The 16,837-nt window shown below is 43.1% G+C and carries 12 protein-coding genes and 1 other RNA gene; 1 reads left to right on the forward strand and 12 read right to left on the reverse strand.

Going from position 1 to position 16,837, the window contains the following annotated elements; translation table 11 throughout:
- From ES754_RS03105 to ffs, 10 genes are all read right to left on the reverse strand, one after another.
- Positions 1-1,101: an ABC transporter permease gene (locus ES754_RS03105; RefSeq protein WP_227677727.1), complete on the reverse strand. Its 1,101-nt coding sequence runs from the start codon at positions 1,099-1,101 to the stop codon at positions 1-3.
- Complete coding sequence (gene yejB, locus ES754_RS03110; RefSeq protein WP_147221959.1) at positions 1,101-2,168, reverse strand: microcin C ABC transporter permease YejB; 1,068 nt, start codon at positions 2,166-2,168, stop codon at positions 1,101-1,103. The genes ES754_RS03105 and yejB overlap by 1 nt, the downstream gene beginning before the upstream one ends.
- 98 nt (positions 2,169-2,266) lie before the next feature.
- Positions 2,267-3,046, reverse strand: coding sequence for a hydroxyacylglutathione hydrolase (gene gloB, locus ES754_RS03115; RefSeq protein WP_147221960.1), 780 nt, complete (start codon positions 3,044-3,046; stop codon positions 2,267-2,269).
- Positions 3,047-3,208: 162 nt separating this feature from the next.
- Entirely contained in the window at positions 3,209-5,041 is a 1,833-nt protein-coding gene (locus ES754_RS03120) for an extracellular solute-binding protein (protein WP_147221962.1), read from the reverse strand.
- 444 nt (positions 5,042-5,485) lie between these two features.
- On the reverse strand, positions 5,486-6,517 hold the full coding sequence (locus tag ES754_RS03125) for a LysM peptidoglycan-binding domain-containing protein (RefSeq protein ID WP_147221965.1): 1,032 nt from the start codon (positions 6,515-6,517) through the stop codon (positions 5,486-5,488).
- A 195-nt stretch (positions 6,518-6,712) separates the two neighbouring features.
- On the reverse strand, positions 6,713-7,822 hold the full coding sequence (gene serC, locus ES754_RS03130) for a 3-phosphoserine/phosphohydroxythreonine transaminase (protein WP_147221967.1): 1,110 nt from the start codon (positions 7,820-7,822) through the stop codon (positions 6,713-6,715).
- Between the two features lie 78 nt (positions 7,823-7,900).
- Positions 7,901-8,779, reverse strand: coding sequence for a hypothetical protein (locus tag ES754_RS03135; protein WP_147221969.1), 879 nt, complete (start codon positions 8,777-8,779; stop codon positions 7,901-7,903).
- Between the two features lie 111 nt (positions 8,780-8,890).
- Positions 8,891-11,917 carry a M48 family metalloprotease gene (locus ES754_RS03140; RefSeq protein WP_147221971.1) on the reverse strand — a complete coding sequence of 1,009 codons (3,027 nt, stop codon included), beginning with the start codon at positions 11,915-11,917 and terminating at the stop codon, positions 8,891-8,893.
- 79 nt (positions 11,918-11,996) lie between these two features.
- Positions 11,997-12,593: a LemA family protein gene (locus tag ES754_RS03145; protein WP_147221973.1), complete on the reverse strand. Its 597-nt coding sequence runs from the start codon at positions 12,591-12,593 to the stop codon at positions 11,997-11,999.
- Between the two features lie 286 nt (positions 12,594-12,879).
- An RNA gene (gene ffs, locus ES754_RS03150) (signal recognition particle sRNA small type) lies at positions 12,880-12,976 on the reverse strand.
- A gap of 287 nt (positions 12,977-13,263) precedes the next feature.
- Here ffs and ES754_RS03155 point away from each other — a divergent pair.
- On the forward strand, positions 13,264-13,977 hold the full coding sequence (locus ES754_RS03155) for an SIMPL domain-containing protein (RefSeq protein WP_147221975.1): 714 nt from the start codon (positions 13,264-13,266) through the stop codon (positions 13,975-13,977).
- Between the two features lie 172 nt (positions 13,978-14,149).
- Here ES754_RS03155 and ES754_RS03160 read toward each other — a convergent pair whose 3' ends face one another.
- Together ES754_RS03160 and glnA are read right to left on the reverse strand one after the other, a co-directional pair.
- On the reverse strand, positions 14,150-14,917 hold the full coding sequence (locus ES754_RS03160) for a DUF4124 domain-containing protein (protein WP_147221977.1): 768 nt from the start codon (positions 14,915-14,917) through the stop codon (positions 14,150-14,152).
- 230 nt (positions 14,918-15,147) lie between these two features.
- A complete protein-coding gene (gene glnA / locus ES754_RS03165; protein ID WP_147221979.1) occupies positions 15,148-16,557 on the reverse strand; it encodes a type I glutamate--ammonia ligase in 1,410 nt (469 codons plus the stop codon).
- Positions 16,558-16,837 lie beyond the last annotated feature (280 nt).

Raw genomic sequence — 16,837 nt, forward strand, 5'->3', positions numbered from 1 at the left:
TTAAGAACGCCTCGGATCAAACGCATCACGCAGCGCTTCGCCAATAAAGATAAGCAACGATAGAATCAGAGTTAAACTAAAGAATCCGGATAAAGCCAGCCACGGCGCATCAAGGTTATTTTTACCTTGCACCATTAACTCCCCTAATGAGGCCGAGCCAGGTGGCAGACCATACCCTAAGAAATCTAGTGAGGTCAGCGCAATAATATTGGCTGTCAAAATAAACGGCAACTGCGATAAGCTCGACGCTAAGGCATTGGGCAAAATATGTCGACGCATGATTTGACTGTCAGACACACCTAAATTACGAGCAGCGCGCACATAATCAAAATTACGCGCACGCAAGAACTCTGCCCGCACTAAACCTACTAAACCCATCCAGCCAAATAGCAACATCAATGCAAATAAAACCGTGATATTTGGACTAAACAGACTGACCAAAATAATAATCATAAACAGTTGCGGCATTCCGCCCCACACTTCCATAAAGCGCTGACCGGCCAAATCAACCCAACCGCCATAATAGCCTTGGATAGCGCCAACGACAATACCAATCATCGCCCCCGCTATGGTCAGCGCTAGACCAAATATCAAAGATACTCGCAAGCCATACAGTATTCGTGCCAACACATCACGCCCCATATCATCTGTGCCTAGCCAATTTTGGCTATTGGGCGCAGCTGGATAGGGAATAGCCAATTCAACGTTAGGCGTTTGGTCAGCAAAAGGAATAGGCGGCATCAGATAATAGCCATTTGCACCAATCAATGCTTGTACCGCAGGGTCTTTATAATTAGTCTCAGTCTCAAATATACCGCCAAAAGTCGTCTCTGGATAAGCTTTTAATACCGGAAAATAATAATCACCGTCATACTGCACCAATAGCGGCTTGTCATTAGCAATCACATTAACTGCCATACAAATCACAAAGACTAGCGTAAAAATAACAAGCGATATCATACCAAGTCGATTATGAAGAAAACGATTAAGACGCGCCTGCCAGATAGGGTTTAAGCGGCGTTTTTTTGGCTTAGATAAATGAGGTATGGGTACAGTAGATACGGTAGCGTCAGGTTTTTTAGGCGACAAATCATGTGACATTAGCGCCCCTCAAAATCAATGCGTGGATCAATTAGGTGATAGCTTAAATCACTAATAAGCTGCAATAACAGGCCGACTAAGGTAAAAATAAATAGCGTGCCAAAAATTACCGGATAATCGCGCTGTTGAATGGCCTCAAAACCGAGCAGCCCTAAGCCATCAAGCTTAAAGATAATCTCAATCAAAAAGTTACTGGCAAAGAATATGCCAACGATAGCCGCTGGAATACCGGCGATAATAATCAGCATGGCATTACGAAACACATGACCATACAGGACTTGGCGCTCGCCTAAGCCTTTAGCACGCGCGGTCAGCACATATTGCTTACCAAGCTCTTCTAAAAAGCTAAACTTAGTCAGATAAGTTAGCCCGGCAAAGCCGCCAACCGTACTTGCCAGCAGCGGCAGCGCTAAATGCCAAAAATAATCCTTAACCTTACCCAGTGCAGATAATTGGTCAAAATTCTCTGAGGTGAGCCCTTGTAGCGGAAAAATATGCCAATAACTGCCACCGGCAAAGAATACCAATAAAATTACCGCAAACACAAATACTGGTATGGCATGTCCAACTGCGAGCAGCATTGCCGTGGCTTTATCCATCGCTGAGCCATGATGCATGGCTTTATAAATACCTAGCGGAATGGCAATCAGGTAAATCAGCAGCGTACTCCACAATCCAAGCGATATTGATACCGGCAGCTTCTCTACTATCAAGTCTGTCACCGACTGTCCCTTAAAGAACGACTCGCCAAAATCAAGCTTGGCATAGTTCTTGAGCATCAGCCAAAAACGCTCGGGCGCTGATTTATCAAAGCCGTATTGGGCGTTAATAGCGGCGACCATCTCATCCGATAGACCGCGCGTCCCTTGATAGGTACTATTAGCACCAGAGCTACCTGCACCAATATTAGCATTAAGCGCCTGATCCTTAGCGCCTTGCTCTATGAGTGCCAACTGCTGTTCGACAGGACCGCCGGGAGCCGCTTGTACCACCATAAAATTCGCCAGCAAAATTAAAAATAGCGTTGGTAATATCAGCAATAATCTTTTAAAGATATAACGACCCATGATGGCAGCTTCCTAGGGTAGAAAAACATGGCTCTAGCTAAAAATGATAGTGAGAAGCAATAATTAAGAATAGTCCTTAAAAATAGCCATAGTAGCAATTAAAAATTATTCTTAAGCGTACGTAATGCCGCAAATACGGTTAACGGTTTATCGTCTTCAAGATTGGTCTTAGACGCTACTCCTGCTATCACGCTAGCCTTGTCTGTACGTAAGAACACATTGACTGCACGCTCATGCTCTAAAGTGACTGGTAATGTGGGAATACCCTGTGCTGTTTTTTCTTCAGCTTGTGATAAGGCTTGCTGTATAGCAGCATTTTCAGGCTCAATGGATAGTCCAAAGCGCATGTTACTAGCTGTATATTCATGTGCTGGATACAGTAAGGTCTCAGGTGGCAGACCATTCAATCGCTTAAAGCTTTCAAATAACTGCTCAATAGTGCCGGTAAAGACACGACCACAGCCGCCACTAAACAACGTATCACCGCAAAAGCAATGTTTAAGCCCATCGATATCTAGAATATAGGCCATGTGGCTAGCAGTATGCCCTGGAATATCCCAAACCTGTGCTGAAAAGCCCCAAGCGCTGACTGTGCTGCCGTCTTTAATCGTTTGATCTTCATCCACATTATGCTCACTATGGGCGACAAGATGAGTCATCGGAAAATGCTCTTGTAGCTCAGCCACGCCGCCAATATGATCATGATGATGATGCGTGGTCCAAATCGAAGTCAGCTCCAACCCATTTGCTTCCAGATAGTCAATAAGGGGCGCAGCTTGGCCAGGATCTATCACAATGGCTTGTTTATTGCTCTCATTAATTAATGTCCAGATGTAATTGTCATTAAACGCTTTGACTGGATGGATACGAATACTCATGCTAAATCCTTATTAGAGGTTTTATTTATTAAAAGCTGTCTTTATAAAAAATGATATTTATCAAGAGCTGTATTTTTTATATTAAAGTTTATCGGGCTAACAACGATAAAGCCAGACTATAAAAGCTATATGTACAATACAGCAGTGTATTAATACAACCTTTTATTTTCGCAGATACTTATCAACACGTGCCTCAGCTTGCTTATCAACCCACCAATAATCAACCCCAACGGCATTAGTAGGTAGATTTTCTGCGTGGCGGTATTGATTCCAGTAGGCGACGGTAGTCTTAGATTTGCCATATAATGGCACCAGATAATGACCTGAACGCAGGAGACGATCAAGCACCTGCGTATATAAAACAATCTCATCACGGCTTTTAGCATTACTAAGCGCCGTGATCACCTTATCAATCGCCGGATTTTTGATACCGATAGTGTTGTAATTACCAACTTCATCCGCGGCAGCGCTCCCCCAAAATGTTGCTTGCTCGGCCCCAGGGGACAAACTCTGAGCGAACACATCGACAGTCATATCATAATCAAAACGGCGCTTGCGTTCTGCATATTGCGGCCCATCGACTTGACGTAGAGTGACATCAAAACCTAAGCGTTGCAAATTACGCAGATAAGGCAACAATACTCGGCCCATTGTATCACCGGTCATTAGCATCTCAATTTTAGCAGGCCGACCATCAGGCTGATAAAGATGCATATCTTTATAATAGAACCCTGCATCTAGCAATAGTTGCCGTGCCGCAAGTGATCCGTCACGGTTAAAACCGCCGCCATCACTGATTGGTAGTTGCCACTCCGCCACTACTGCTTGTCGTTGCATCGGCTCAAGCTCAGCAAGTAGCGGCGTTAATACTTGCATCTCTTGCGCTGATGGCGTGCCTGTTGCGGCGAGCTCTGAGCCATAAAAAAAGCTTTGCAAGCGCTCATATTGCCCATGAAATAAAGTTTTATTCATCCATTCAAAATCATAAGCAGCGGTTAAAGCTTCGCGCACCCGAATATCTTGAAATATTGGCCGGCGCATATTCATCACCAGCCCTTGCATCGGTACTGGATTTTGACTGCTGATAGATTCTTTATGAATCATCCCCGCTTTGACCGCACGAAAGTTATAACCAGTTGCCCAGTTTGCTGCTTTATTCTCAGGACGAAAACGGTATTGACCGGATTTAAAACCCTCAAAGGCAACCTCATCGCTTTGATAATAGACAAACTTAATCATATCAAAATTATAACGACCTCGATTAACCATTAAATCCCGCCCCCAATAATTAGGGTCGCGTACATAACTGACCGAACGTCCAGCATCAACGCGGCCAAGCTTATAAGGACCACTGCCCATCAACGGGGTCAAGCTTATCTTCTCAAAGCTGCTATCAATGGACATCTTGGCAAAGACTGGAAACTGACCAACGGTTAATAGGATTTCTTTGTTATCACCGGAGACAAAAACGAACTTCACTCGCTGCTTATCTAGGGTCTGTATCTCTTTAATATCGCCTAAATAGCTACGAATAAACATCGGGCCTTTTGTTAACAACGCATCATAAGTTGCTTTAACATCAGCGCTGGTAACCGGCGTGCCGTCCCAAAACTTCGCTTTTGGATCGACATGATAAATAATCCAGCTGGCATCCTCTGGATCATAAGTAACGCCAGTTGCCAGCTGCGGATACATCGTAAAAGCCTCGTTTAAAGAGCCTGTCATTAAGGTATCGTATAGATAGTCAGTACCAGTCACAGCGACGCCCGTGGTCATCCACTTATTGGCAGCATTAAAGGTTCCGCGTGCTTCAAGTGATAATGTACCACCCGTTGGCGCATTGGGATTGGCATAGGGCATATGAGGCGCATTGACATACTCGGCAGTACTATTATGCCCAAACGCCGTAGTGGTAATGGGCGCAGCCGTAACACCTGGCATCCAGCTAATAACGATGCTTAATAAGGCTACATTTAGTAAGGCTTTTTTTATCATGGCTTTTTTATCACAATTTTTTACTAGCGTGTCTTCATCATAGCGTCTTAACGACAACTGGTGTTATGGCAAACTTAATAGTGGAAATAGACACTTGGCTTATTTACATACTGATTTATAACGGTTAAAAATAAGTCGGAATGGCTAAAACAATAAAATCCAAAGAATTTCATCATAACAAACTTCGCTTTTTTAACCTAATCATTCAGGGTAAGGATGAAACTATCAGTCACTTGATGGATTTTTAGCCTTAGTTTTGATTTTTCTTTACTATTTACAAATAAAAAGACGCCAAATTGATAGTGGCGTCTTTTTATTTGTTATTAACAACAATATTAAAATAGCTCTGCTCTATGAACACTCTGAGATTAATTCGTATTTAATTGCGATTGAGCTGATAAGATTAATTAATATGCTTTAGAGTTTACTGTTGCTATGGAATCATTAGTTAGGCAGCGTTAACAATTGCCCAATCTTCAAAGGTGCAGAATATTCTATACCACTTAGTTTTGCTATCGTCCTAAAGTCTACTTTAAACTTATTCGCGATACCTGTTAGCGTGTCACCCGACTGTACTTTATATTTTGTAGGTGCTGGTGTTATCGGTGCTTCTGAACTCGCCGCTTTAACCGTCGTTGTTGCCTTAGCATTTGCTTTAGTTGTAACTACTGGCAGTACTAGAGACTTGCCAAAATATAAGGTATCGCTCACTTTCATATCATTCACTTGCGCTAAATCGCTTATCTCTACTTTGTATAAACCAGCAATTTTTGACAAGGTTTCACCATACTTGACGATATGGTTCTTTCCACTGTTATTGATCGTATTTTTACTGTCATTTGGAGTCGTAGAGGCACTACTGACAACAACGGTAGCTGGCACTGCTTTAGATAAAACAGCAGGTTTTTGACTAGGAGAGATTGGCTCCGCTTTAACAATAGATACCACTTTAGGTTGAACCGTTACCGCTGTTTTATCTTTATTTTCACTAACCTTTAGAGCAGTTACTGGTGCTGTTTTAGCTTCTTTTCTAGGAGTAGTAGAAGTTATATCAGCAGGAATAACAAGTGTGCTATCAATTAATAATTTCGTTTGCGGGCTTATATTATTAACACGCGCAAGCTCAGTCAAGTCAACACTGTGTTTTTTGGCAAGGCTACTTAAACTATCACCAGCTTTGACTTTATACGAATTAAGGCGCTTATCTTTATCGGGTATTTCTAACGTTTGCCCTATTTGAATATCGGTAACTTTCATACCATTGGCATCGATTAATGCAGTTTGTGAGACATCATAGCGTACTGCGATATTGCTCAGGGTCTCCCCAGACTTTACTACATGCTGCGTTGCAGCTTGGGCATGGCTGACTAATAATGCGCCTAACAATAGCGCAGTACCTGTCTTCAATAGCACCGCACTTCTTAAGCTATACGCTGCGGCTGCTGTATTTATAGTATTTGCAGCTGATATTTTCAAAACTATCTCCTTAATATTAAAATCCAATAAATTTTTTTTCAACCACAGAAGGCGAGGAGGCAATACATGATTCAATATTTTTAACCAAGATTCGATGCTTACAGGCTAACAATAATGATTCATGCAATCGTTTTCAGTCTTATAGAGTAAATATTGCTGACTTAAATAACAATTATCTGTCTGTATTTGGTCTATTTATCCATACTTTTTTTCAAATTCTTGCATGAAGCTCACCAGTTGTTGTACCCACTCAAGTGGCACAGCGTTGTAAATACTCGCACGCATACCACCAACATCGCGGTGACCTTTCAGATTGAGCAAACCCGCTTTTTCTGACTCTTCCAAAAATACTTTATCGAGACTGTTGTCTGCTAAAGTAAAAGGTACATTCATGATAGAACGGTAGTTATGCGCAACTGGGTTGTCATAGAAGGCGCTATTGTCAATCGTTTCATATAGCAATGCTGCTTTTTGCTGGTTAATTTTACCAATAACAGCAACACCGCCCTGTTCTTCTAACCAATCAAATACCAGTCCAGCTAAATACCAAGAATAAGTGGCTGGCGTATTTGACATCGACTCTTTTTCTACTTGATGTTCGTAATTAAGAAGCAGTGGACACCACGCGCTTGCCTGCCCTAGTAAATCCTCGCGAATAATAACGATGACCAAGCCTGCAGGACCAATATTCTTTTGGGCACCCGCATAAATCATTCCAAACTTAGAGACATCAACTGGTTGAGATAAAATAGAGGACGACATGTCAGCAATGATTGGCACATCAACTTGTGGTGGCTCGAATATTTGCAGACCATGAATAGTCTCATTAGTACAATAATGGAAGTAAGCAGCATTCTCGCTGAGATTCCACTCACTTTTTGGTGGCACGTCGGTGAAATTATTGTCTTTGCCCGTTGCAACTAGATTAACCTCACCTAGTCCGAGATTAGCATAACGCTCCGCCTCTTTGATTGCTTTGCCCGACCATGCCCCTGTAGTCAGATAGTCAGCGCGCCCCCCATTTAATAAGTTTAACGGAATGGCTGAAAACTGTAGACTTGCGCCGCCTTGTAAAAACAACACTTTATAATTATCAGGAATATCCATTAAAGCACGCAGCTGGGTTTCCGCCTTTTTGGTCACGGCAATATAGTCCTTGCTACGATGACTCATCTCCATCACCGATAGGCCGCGACCTTCCCAGTCGAGCAGCTCGTCTTGAGCGCGCGCCAGCACTGATGTGGGTATAGTTGCAGGCCCTGCAGAAAAATTAGGTAAACGGTGCGGTGCAGGTTTGGTAGTCATAACATTAGTCCTAAATACAATGGAGTGGTCGTTGCTAGCTCAATCTTATCCTAAAACCGATTAAAATCAATCTTACTTTTATTGCAGACTAGCCAATTGCTGCCATAGCTGGCGTTTATAACTGGCATCAATGAGCATCTCATCAAGTGTGGGTACACTAACAAAATTAGGATGGGTCAGACCCTCCGGTAGCACGGTTAATACGGCTACTTGAATATCCTCACTTCTACCAATCTTAAAGAGGTATCCTGCAAGACTGGCATTGGCAAGCTCGGCAGTATCCATCCCTGCGCAAATAGGAAAAGAGCTGGTCTCACAAGAGATAGATAAGGCTTGAGTGATGTTTTGCCACAGCTGTTGGCTGTCATTAGACAAGGCCTGAATATCAACCAACAATACCCAGTTACCATAACGCCCCGCTTGCAAATCAAAGGGAGCAACAGTCATTGAAATTTCAGCTGGCGTTTGGACGGTAATACTTTCTAGCAGGGGCTCTATTGTTTGCGATACTTGACTTACTGACGACATTTCTGTTGCTAGAGGTACTGGCGATAACGCTGGTAAGGAAGCGGTATCTTGCGTATATACTTGTTCTTCGATGTTATTAACGCTATCAGCGCTAGAGAACGGTTGAGTAGTCGCTAAATCATAGTCTGAGTAACGCTCGTCACTAGCAGAATCTATAGATACCGGTTGCGATGTCGATGGTTGCTGGTCATTAGGTAGTAGCTGTTTTACAGAATTATTATCGGTATGGTCAATAATACGACCATTCACATCAGTATCAACACCATTGCTAATACCAATAGTTGAATCTACTTCTAGTTCCGGAATATCTGCTATATTTAGAGTTGGCGAGGTTGGCTGTACCCATTGCCCTATGCCCATCATCGCCAAAATTTGGCGCTGTTGCCTTTGGCGTTGCTGTAAGACTATCTGCTGTTGGGTATCACTCATGGGTAGCCACTATCCTGCTTGTTTTTCCAAATAATTATTTATATATAACGACTGACGTATCGACGGCTCACACTAAGAGTATTTATTGACAACTGTTGACAACTAACACCGTCAATCAACCAACTGGCGCACACCCAGCCAACGCTCGGCAAGGAGGGTCAAACAGTCGTATTCATCTTGGCTAATGATCGTATCGTGTAGCATGACCGTATGCAAGCTACTGAGCCATAACCGGTAGCTATTATAAGCTATTTGGCTGCTACTTTGCGGCTTGTTATCTGCTTGATGCGCCATAGGCGTCCCTGATTTTGGCAGTGTCACAAAGCCTGATACGCTCTCAATAATAGCAAGCAGTTGCACACTATTTAAGCATTGAGCAGTTAATAACAGCCAATGCAAATTGGCGTCACTCACGGCTCTAAGGTCAATATCAATCAAGCGTGCATGACGCCGCAAACCTATGACATACCGCGCTTTATAGTCTGTCATCTGGTTCTGTAACCGCTCATCTCTAGCAAGACGATAGGCAATTAGAATTAACATTAAGCGCGGGCCCGCACTTAATCCTGCAAACACTTGACCGGATGGGTCGAGCTGCGTATTAATAGACGCTAGTCCTATTTGCAAAATAGCGGTATAAGAAGCGCTCTCTAGCGGTTTATCATGATGTGATTTATCAGTATTTAGCTGACTATCGTTCAGCTCATCAGTGCATAAAGTATCGCAACCTACTCTGCCATTCCCCAAGACTTGAGACAATACCGGCAATAATTGCTGCAAATGTAACGCCTGCCATAAGGATAAAATCGGTCGGGATTGCGCCTTTTTTTCGGATTTTGACGACCGCGTATTGATTGGCTTCTTGTCGGGGTTGGTTATTTGTTCAGCCAGATTATGGGTTAATTGGCTATTAATTAACTCAATGAGACCTTGCTGATAGCGGAGGAGCATCATGCGAGACTTTTGCTGTTGTTGATAATGCTGATGATCATGAAAACTGTGACTGAGCGCACTTTGCTGCTGTAACTGCGTGAGCGTAGCTTGTGATAAATCATGCTTACGCAGCCGATTCACAGCCATGATTATCAAAGCGCTGTCCAACCGCCGATCGAGGCTGGCAACGTTTTCTAGTAACTTGAAATCTAAGGTATGCGCCAATATTTTAGATTGATTATTACCCTTGAGACTGGCGTTTACATTGGCATTAGTATCAAGGATCTCGCTACTTCTAGAGCTGTCAGCTGTGGTAAAAGATTTAGGCAACCCACACCAAACATCAGTCAGATCGTAACTAAAACGGGTTGATAAGGCATGATTTTGGTGGCACAACAGTACTGCTTCAATCAGTGCCTGCGCTCCTAACGGATGATGGCTATGGTTCAGCAGGTAATGTGATAGCGTCAGCTGTTGCAAGTCAGTAATTAACGTCGCTATTGGTAAGTCGGAATTCAGCGCCGCTTGCCAAGGTTTTAGTACTTTATGAAGAACACTGTCTGTCGCCTCAACTTCTAGGCGACCATTGATAACAACATCCGTACTGGCTGTAAAGGTCAGTCCCACATCGCTGTCCCTCTCATTGGCGATTTTATTAGCCATATCATTAGCAATGTCACTGTCTCTATCGCCACCTATATCAGTAGCAGCCATGACAATATTGGTATGATTAGCCGCAGTGATAGCCGCTGACTGCTTAATAAGATTACCAGTAACTGCTTCTTGTCCATTAGTAGTAGACCGTTTGGCACTTTCCCCGCTCATTATCGTTTTTTTATGCGATTGAATGGGCTTATTAACCGGGCTATCTCCCCAATCAACACGGCGACGCTGCTCATAAATCTCTTTTATTTTTTTCTGATTGAGGCGTTTTTGCCTCGCTACTTGTAACGCAAAATCCTGATAATCATTGGCATTAACGGCGCTCATGCGTTCAGCCACACTCGGATGGGTAGCAAGCCATGAAACATCGCCTAAATCAGAACCGCTACTGGCAAAGAAAAAATGACTGAGTCCGTTAATATCGGCAATATTTGATAAGCGTGAGCCAAGCGGGTCTTGATGAATAGCTTTTAAAGTCTCAAGAATCGCAGGTGAGCGGGTGAGCTGTACACTAGTGGCATCGGCCAATAATTCACGCTCACGGTTAAAGCTATGCTTAATCAATTGGGCGGCGACCATACTGGAGAAACTAAGGCCATGCAATAATAATGTGCCAATATTACGCTGCCCATGACGACCACTATCCATTCCTATTCGCGGTATTATTAACAGACTGCTGGCAGCGGAATATGAATTTTGGTTTTGGCTGTGGGCTTGTGCCTGCCAATAACGAACCCACTCGCTATGGGTACTAAACTCTGCCGTCTGCGCTTCGATACTGCGGGCGTGCGCATCAACCTCTCTTTGCGCTGACGGCATAGCACGCGGCGGCTCGGAGACAGGAACAGTAGAGTCACTCCAATCATACAATAATTGCAACCCTGCCAGCACTACCATCAGCTGTAGGTTAAACTTAGCATCACCATGTAAAATATGACCGTATTCGTGACCAATCAGACCGTACAGCGCCTCATCAGACAGCTTATCGAGCGCCCCTTGGGTCACCACTAACACCATATCTTCGCTATAGCGCCCAGCGACAAAGCCATTAATCCCTTGCTCCTCAGGCAGCACATACAATATCGGCATGCTCAATCCTGACGCGATCGCTAACTGCTGGGCAAACTCATAATAGCGCTTATAAGTGGGCGGAAAATCACGCTCATGACGCACAGCAATATGACGCGAGGTATAAAGAACAGGCGACACCGATTGGTGCTGATGCGCCACCCCTTGACTGTGCACCCAAGCGTCATGACTGTTATCAATAAACAACCTAACCGCACCAACCCGCTTAGCAATCGCCCGCCCGCCTGCCTTTAGCCGCTGATACTCTACAAAACTACCGGCAATAAAGCTAAATAGCGTCCAGATAATAACCAGTATCAATACCCATTGATAAATACCACCGGTAAAAATGGTTAATAATAGTGCCATTATCCAAAGACCAACAACCACATGCGCGAGCACAATCAAAAAGAACAGCCCATAAAGTAATAGACTGCGGCGCGTGCGAGTACGCTGCTCGTTAAAAAAATCCATCCGCCCATCATGCCCAAACCCAGCCAAAACTTACTCCCAAGTCAGTTAAAAACCTGATTAATGTGCCAACTTAAACCAGCTAACTAAAGCTGACCGTAGGTGCTTGACTAATGGCCTGTTTATCGGCAAACACCAAAGGACTCAGCGGACGAAAACCAAAGGTTGTGCTCACTAAATTATTAGGAAATACCTCGCGGCCATTATTATAAAACATCACACTGTCATTATAATGTTGACGCGCAAATCCAATACGGTTCTCAGTATTGGTCAATTCATCGGTCAAATCCCTAATTAGACTATCGGCTTTAAGATCAGGATAGGCCTCCATCACTGCATAAAACTGCCCAATTGCTTTTGATAGCATGCCTTCGGCTTGGGCAAATAACGCCATATGCTCAAGAGATTCTGGCTGATGCTGGCTTGACTGTTGCAAGCTCTGCGCGCGGTTACGAGCACTAATTACCCGCGTGAGCGTCTCCTCCTCATGCTGCAAATAACGCTTAGTGGTCTCAACCAAATTGGGAATCAAGTCATGACGGCGCTTGAGCTGTACATCAATTTGTGCAAAGCCATTTTTCGCCTGATTGCGCGAGCGCACCAAGTTATTAAATATGGTGACCCCGACAACAACCACCAATAGCGTTAAGGTAATAAACATCCAAACGAAAGTTTTCATAAATATTCCAAAGTGGTCAATATTGACAAATCTTAATAAGTTGCATATTAACTCACAATGATAAGCGATACTTAAAAGTCAGATAAGATATCTAGCAGCAGTCGTTGTGTTTTGACCAAATAATTGACAAAAAAAAGCCCTTTTGAATAAAGGGATAGTTAGATCGATATATTTTTAGGTTTTTATTAAATGTTAGAAACAAAATAGCGCTCATGGAGTTTATAACTTAATATTCAAATTAGTAATCTTTGCTGACCTCCATCAAACTCTAGGCAAAAAAAAGCGACTCCAAAAGCACATCCTCGGCACACATTAGAATTAATACCGTTGCTACCTTCCGGTCCTGGCGGGGTTCATAATTCAATGTTGCGAGGCTACCAATGGAGCCACCAGCCACAGATTATACAAGGTTCTTGCATTATTACAACCCTTATCGTCAATTATTGATAGGGTAGCTAATCTATACCGAATTATAGCCTGTATAAACCAGCAAACTAATGCACAAAATTCTCACAGCTTATTAGCCAAAATTTGCTATTTTAACGATAGGGCTTTTTACACATTTCACATAGTAGCCCTTTAAATTATCAATACTCTCACCCAATTTTCCATATGCTTAAAACAGTGCGACTCACCTCAACTTAACCCACACCTTGCTAAGGAGTTTCTGATGAAAAACACCCTACTGAACAAGGCAGCTATCGCCTCTAGCGCCATCTGTTTATTTACTGCCATGATGAGTGGCGCACAGGCAGCGCCCACAGGCTATGACCAGTTAAGCTTTCAGACCGAGGTCAAAGAAGAAGTAGCTAATGATGAGGTGCGCGCCAGCTTATATAAAAAACTACAAGCGACCGATGCTAAAACGCTAGCAACCAACCTTAACAACTCTATCAATAAAGCCTTAGCCATTGCTAAGCGCTACCCTACCGTCACGGTCAGTACCGGACAGCAGCGTACGTATCCACGCTATGATAAAAATCAAAAAATAATCGGCTGGACAGGTCAAGCTAATATAGACCTGAAAAGTACCGACTTTATAGCGACTAGCCAACTGATAGCTGATTTGCAAGAAACCTTGGTGATGGAAAGTCTAAACTTTGGGGTCTCGGACAACAAAAAAGACGCGCTTGAACAAAAGCTGATGACTGATGCCTCACGCGCCTTTCAGAACCAAGCCAAGAACCTAACCCGCGCATGGGATGCCCGTAACTATCGCGTAGTTACGGTAAATTTAAACACAGGAAACAACTATCCACGTCCTATGTATAGTGCGATGAATATGAGAGACGCGTCTGCTGAGTCCGTCCCGAGTCAAAACTTTGAATCTGGTAATAGCACAATATCTGTGACTGCTAACGGTACGATTGAGTTGACTAAATAAACGATGAACAGGCCGTTTGATTAATCAGTCGTTTTCGTTAACTAGTAACTGTCGTTGACTGATATTAGTTATCAAAAAAGCCAATCGCCGTAATCAGCGATTGGCTTTTCTATGTATAAACTCGCTTGACTTAAGTATATATTAATCAACGTTTAGCAATATTTACCACGAGTTATTTTAAAGCTGGCTGCTCAAGAGTCATTGGTTTATCAGCTTGTGGTGTGTTAAATGACTGCATATTAGGTTGTTTGCCATCTTGACGCATTTTTAATAAGACTTTCTGAGGCCATGATAGCTGCTGATAAGCCAATAACTGCTTGCCTATTCTTTTATTATTTTGCAATCTAGCAGTATTTTGTATGACATAAACCGTACGTTCGACTTGCTTAATAGGCAGTCCTTTCTCATTGCTGACCACCGCTTTGACACTATGCGCACCAGGCAGAACATCTACTGTTGCAATGGACGCACTTAAACCTTGCGCTACCTGATTGCCATCTAAATAAATATTTACCGTATCACCGGTTTGTAGCGCAGGTCTTAGCTGGACAGTGACCACAATATTTTGCGCGGGGCGACGATAAGCACGCTCCTCGCTTGGTTCTATCATGGTTAGCTGATAATTTACTTGCGCGGCTTTAGACGTCTGAGAAGTGTGCTGGGCTGGTACCGCTGATGTATTATTGACAGATTTGTTGCTAGCGCTATTACTTATAGGGTGAGTCGATTCAGTGGTAATGCCTGTTTGACTAATTTCCTTACCGCCTTGCTGTTCATACTTTTGTGCATTGTCCGTGAAAGTTACGCGTCCTGTTTGCTCATCAACCACTTTATAAATAGGCGCAGCGTTGATTAGTGGCGCATAAAGGCTGGCTATGCCAATTATCAAGCCGACTAGTAGGTTAGCTTTGAGCGGCTTATATGTAGATGATGAAATCATAATCAGTCAACCTTGTCATTGCGTGTTAATGATAGTTGCATAGTTAACAATACATAGCTATCACCACTATTATGCGATATTTTTAGGGTAATAACCGTTATGTTTATAGAAGTACAAATATATTGTTTTTATTTTAAATTACTATTTTACTAATTGTCATAAAAAAATCCAGCTAAGACCTGCTTAGCTGGTTTTTTTTATTTGGAATCTTTAAACGTACGAGCTATAAATTAGCAGCTGTAGTACAAGTCAAACTCAACTGGATGAACAGTAATATTAACGCGTTGTACCTCTTCTTCTTTTAGCGCTATATAAGCCTCTAGCATCTCTTTGGTGAAGACATCACCTTTTAATAAAAACTCATGGTCATCTTTTAAAGCTTGCAGCGCCACTTCTAAATTTTCGGCAACCGTTGGAATAAGTGCTTCTTCTTCCGGTGGCAAATCGTATAAGTTTTTATCAGCGGCCTCGCCTGGATGTATTTTGTTTTGGATACCGTCAAGGCCGGCCATCAATAATGCCGCAAACGCCAAATACGGATTGGCTGCTGGATCAGGGAATCGAGCTTCAACACGTACCGCTTTTGGGCTGCTAACATGTGGAATACGAATAGATGCTGAGCGGTTAGAAGCAGAATATGCTAATTTAATAGGGGCTTCATAATGCGGCACCAGACGTTTGTAGCTGTTGGTCGATGGATTAGTAATGGCGTTTAGAGCACGCGCATGTTTGATAATACCGCCAACAAAATACAATGCAGTCTCAGACAGACCGGCATACTCGTCACCCGCAAAGGTGTTTACGCCATCTTTTGAGATAGACATATGCACATGCATACCTGAGCCGTTATCACCAACAACTGGCTTTGGCATAAAGGTTGCTGTTTTGCCGAACTGATGTGCAACGTTATGTACTGCATACTTTAGCTGCTGTACTTCATCCGCTTTGCGTACTAAAGTGTTGAATGCAACGCCAATCTCTAACTGACAAGGGGCGACTTCGTGATGATGCACTTCGATACAACCTTCACCAATCATATCTTCTATACGCTCACACATAACCGCACGCATATCTTGTGAACTATCGACTGGAGGTACGGGCATATAAGCGCCTTTAACACGTGGACGATGTCCCATGTTGCCCCATTCATAGTCTTTATTGGTTGACCATGCCGCTTCTTCAGCGATGATTTCGTGGCTAACACCCGACATATTAATCGACCATTTCACCTCATCAAACACAAAGAATTCAGGCTCAGGACCAAAGTAGGCCGTGTCGCCGATTCCAGTTGATTTTAAGTATTCTTCAGCGCGTCGAGCAATAGAGCGTGGATCACGATCATAACCTTGCAGGGTTGATGGCTCAATAATGTCACACGTCACAACAACGGTGACGGCATCAAAGAACGGGTCGATAAATGCAGTCTCTGGATCCGGACGCAAAATCATATCTGACGCTTCAATACCTTTCCAGCCAGCGATTGATGAGCCGTCAAACATTTTGCCATCTTCCATCACTTCTTCGTCGACGGTATAAGCTGGGAAGCTGATATGATGCTCTTTACCGCGGGTATCGGTAAAGCGAAAATCAACCCATTTGGCGTTAGAGGATTGGATGAGATCTAGTAATTTATTCGACATGAATCGTTTCCTTCGTGGTTATCATATTATTGGGATTGGAAGTTACTATTTAAAAATACTGCTTAAAAGTGCTGAGCTGTTTAAAGTTGCTGTGCTCGTTATCAAGACGGCTCATGGTAATTGGCCGACTTATTGGCTGCTCATTAATTTAAACGGCTGATCGGCTTGGTCAACGTTGGCGCTATTTTAACAATATCTGACCAATAATGCTGAACTGTTATGGTATCTGCATCAAATTTTTAGAAGAACTGTCTACCTGACTGCTATTAATAATGGTTAA

Origin of the sequence: Psychrobacter frigidicola (assembly GCF_007997305.1) — a bacterium.
Taxonomy (GTDB): domain Bacteria; phylum Pseudomonadota; class Gammaproteobacteria; order Pseudomonadales; family Moraxellaceae; genus Psychrobacter; species Psychrobacter frigidicola.

What these genes read in the sequence shown, in the direction of transcription:
- ES754_RS03105 (WP_227677727.1), bottom strand. Translation starts at nt 1,101, where the DNA reads ATGTCACATGATTTGTCGCCTAAAAAACCTGACGCTACCGTATCTACT.
- ES754_RS03155 (WP_147221975.1), top strand. Translation starts at nt 13,264, where the DNA reads ATGAAAAACACCCTACTGAACAAGGCAGCTATCGCCTCTAGCGCCATC.
- ES754_RS03145 (WP_147221973.1), bottom strand. Translation starts at nt 12,593, where the DNA reads ATGAAAACTTTCGTTTGGATGTTTATTACCTTAACGCTATTGGTGGTT.
- ES754_RS03160 (WP_147221977.1), bottom strand. Translation starts at nt 14,917, where the DNA reads ATGATTTCATCATCTACATATAAGCCGCTCAAAGCTAACCTACTAGTC.
- glnA (WP_147221979.1), bottom strand. Translation starts at nt 16,557, where the DNA reads ATGTCGAATAAATTACTAGATCTCATCCAATCCTCTAACGCCAAATGG.
- serC (WP_147221967.1), bottom strand. Translation starts at nt 7,822, where the DNA reads ATGACTACCAAACCTGCACCGCACCGTTTACCTAATTTTTCTGCAGGG.
- ES754_RS03135 (WP_147221969.1), bottom strand. Translation starts at nt 8,779, where the DNA reads ATGAGTGATACCCAACAGCAGATAGTCTTACAGCAACGCCAAAGGCAA.
- ES754_RS03140 (WP_147221971.1), bottom strand. Translation starts at nt 11,917, where the DNA reads ATGGATTTTTTTAACGAGCAGCGTACTCGCACGCGCCGCAGTCTATTA.
- ES754_RS03120 (WP_147221962.1), bottom strand. Translation starts at nt 5,041, where the DNA reads ATGATAAAAAAAGCCTTACTAAATGTAGCCTTATTAAGCATCGTTATT.
- gloB (WP_147221960.1), bottom strand. Translation starts at nt 3,046, where the DNA reads ATGAGTATTCGTATCCATCCAGTCAAAGCGTTTAATGACAATTACATC.
- yejB (WP_147221959.1), bottom strand. Translation starts at nt 2,168, where the DNA reads ATGGGTCGTTATATCTTTAAAAGATTATTGCTGATATTACCAACGCTA.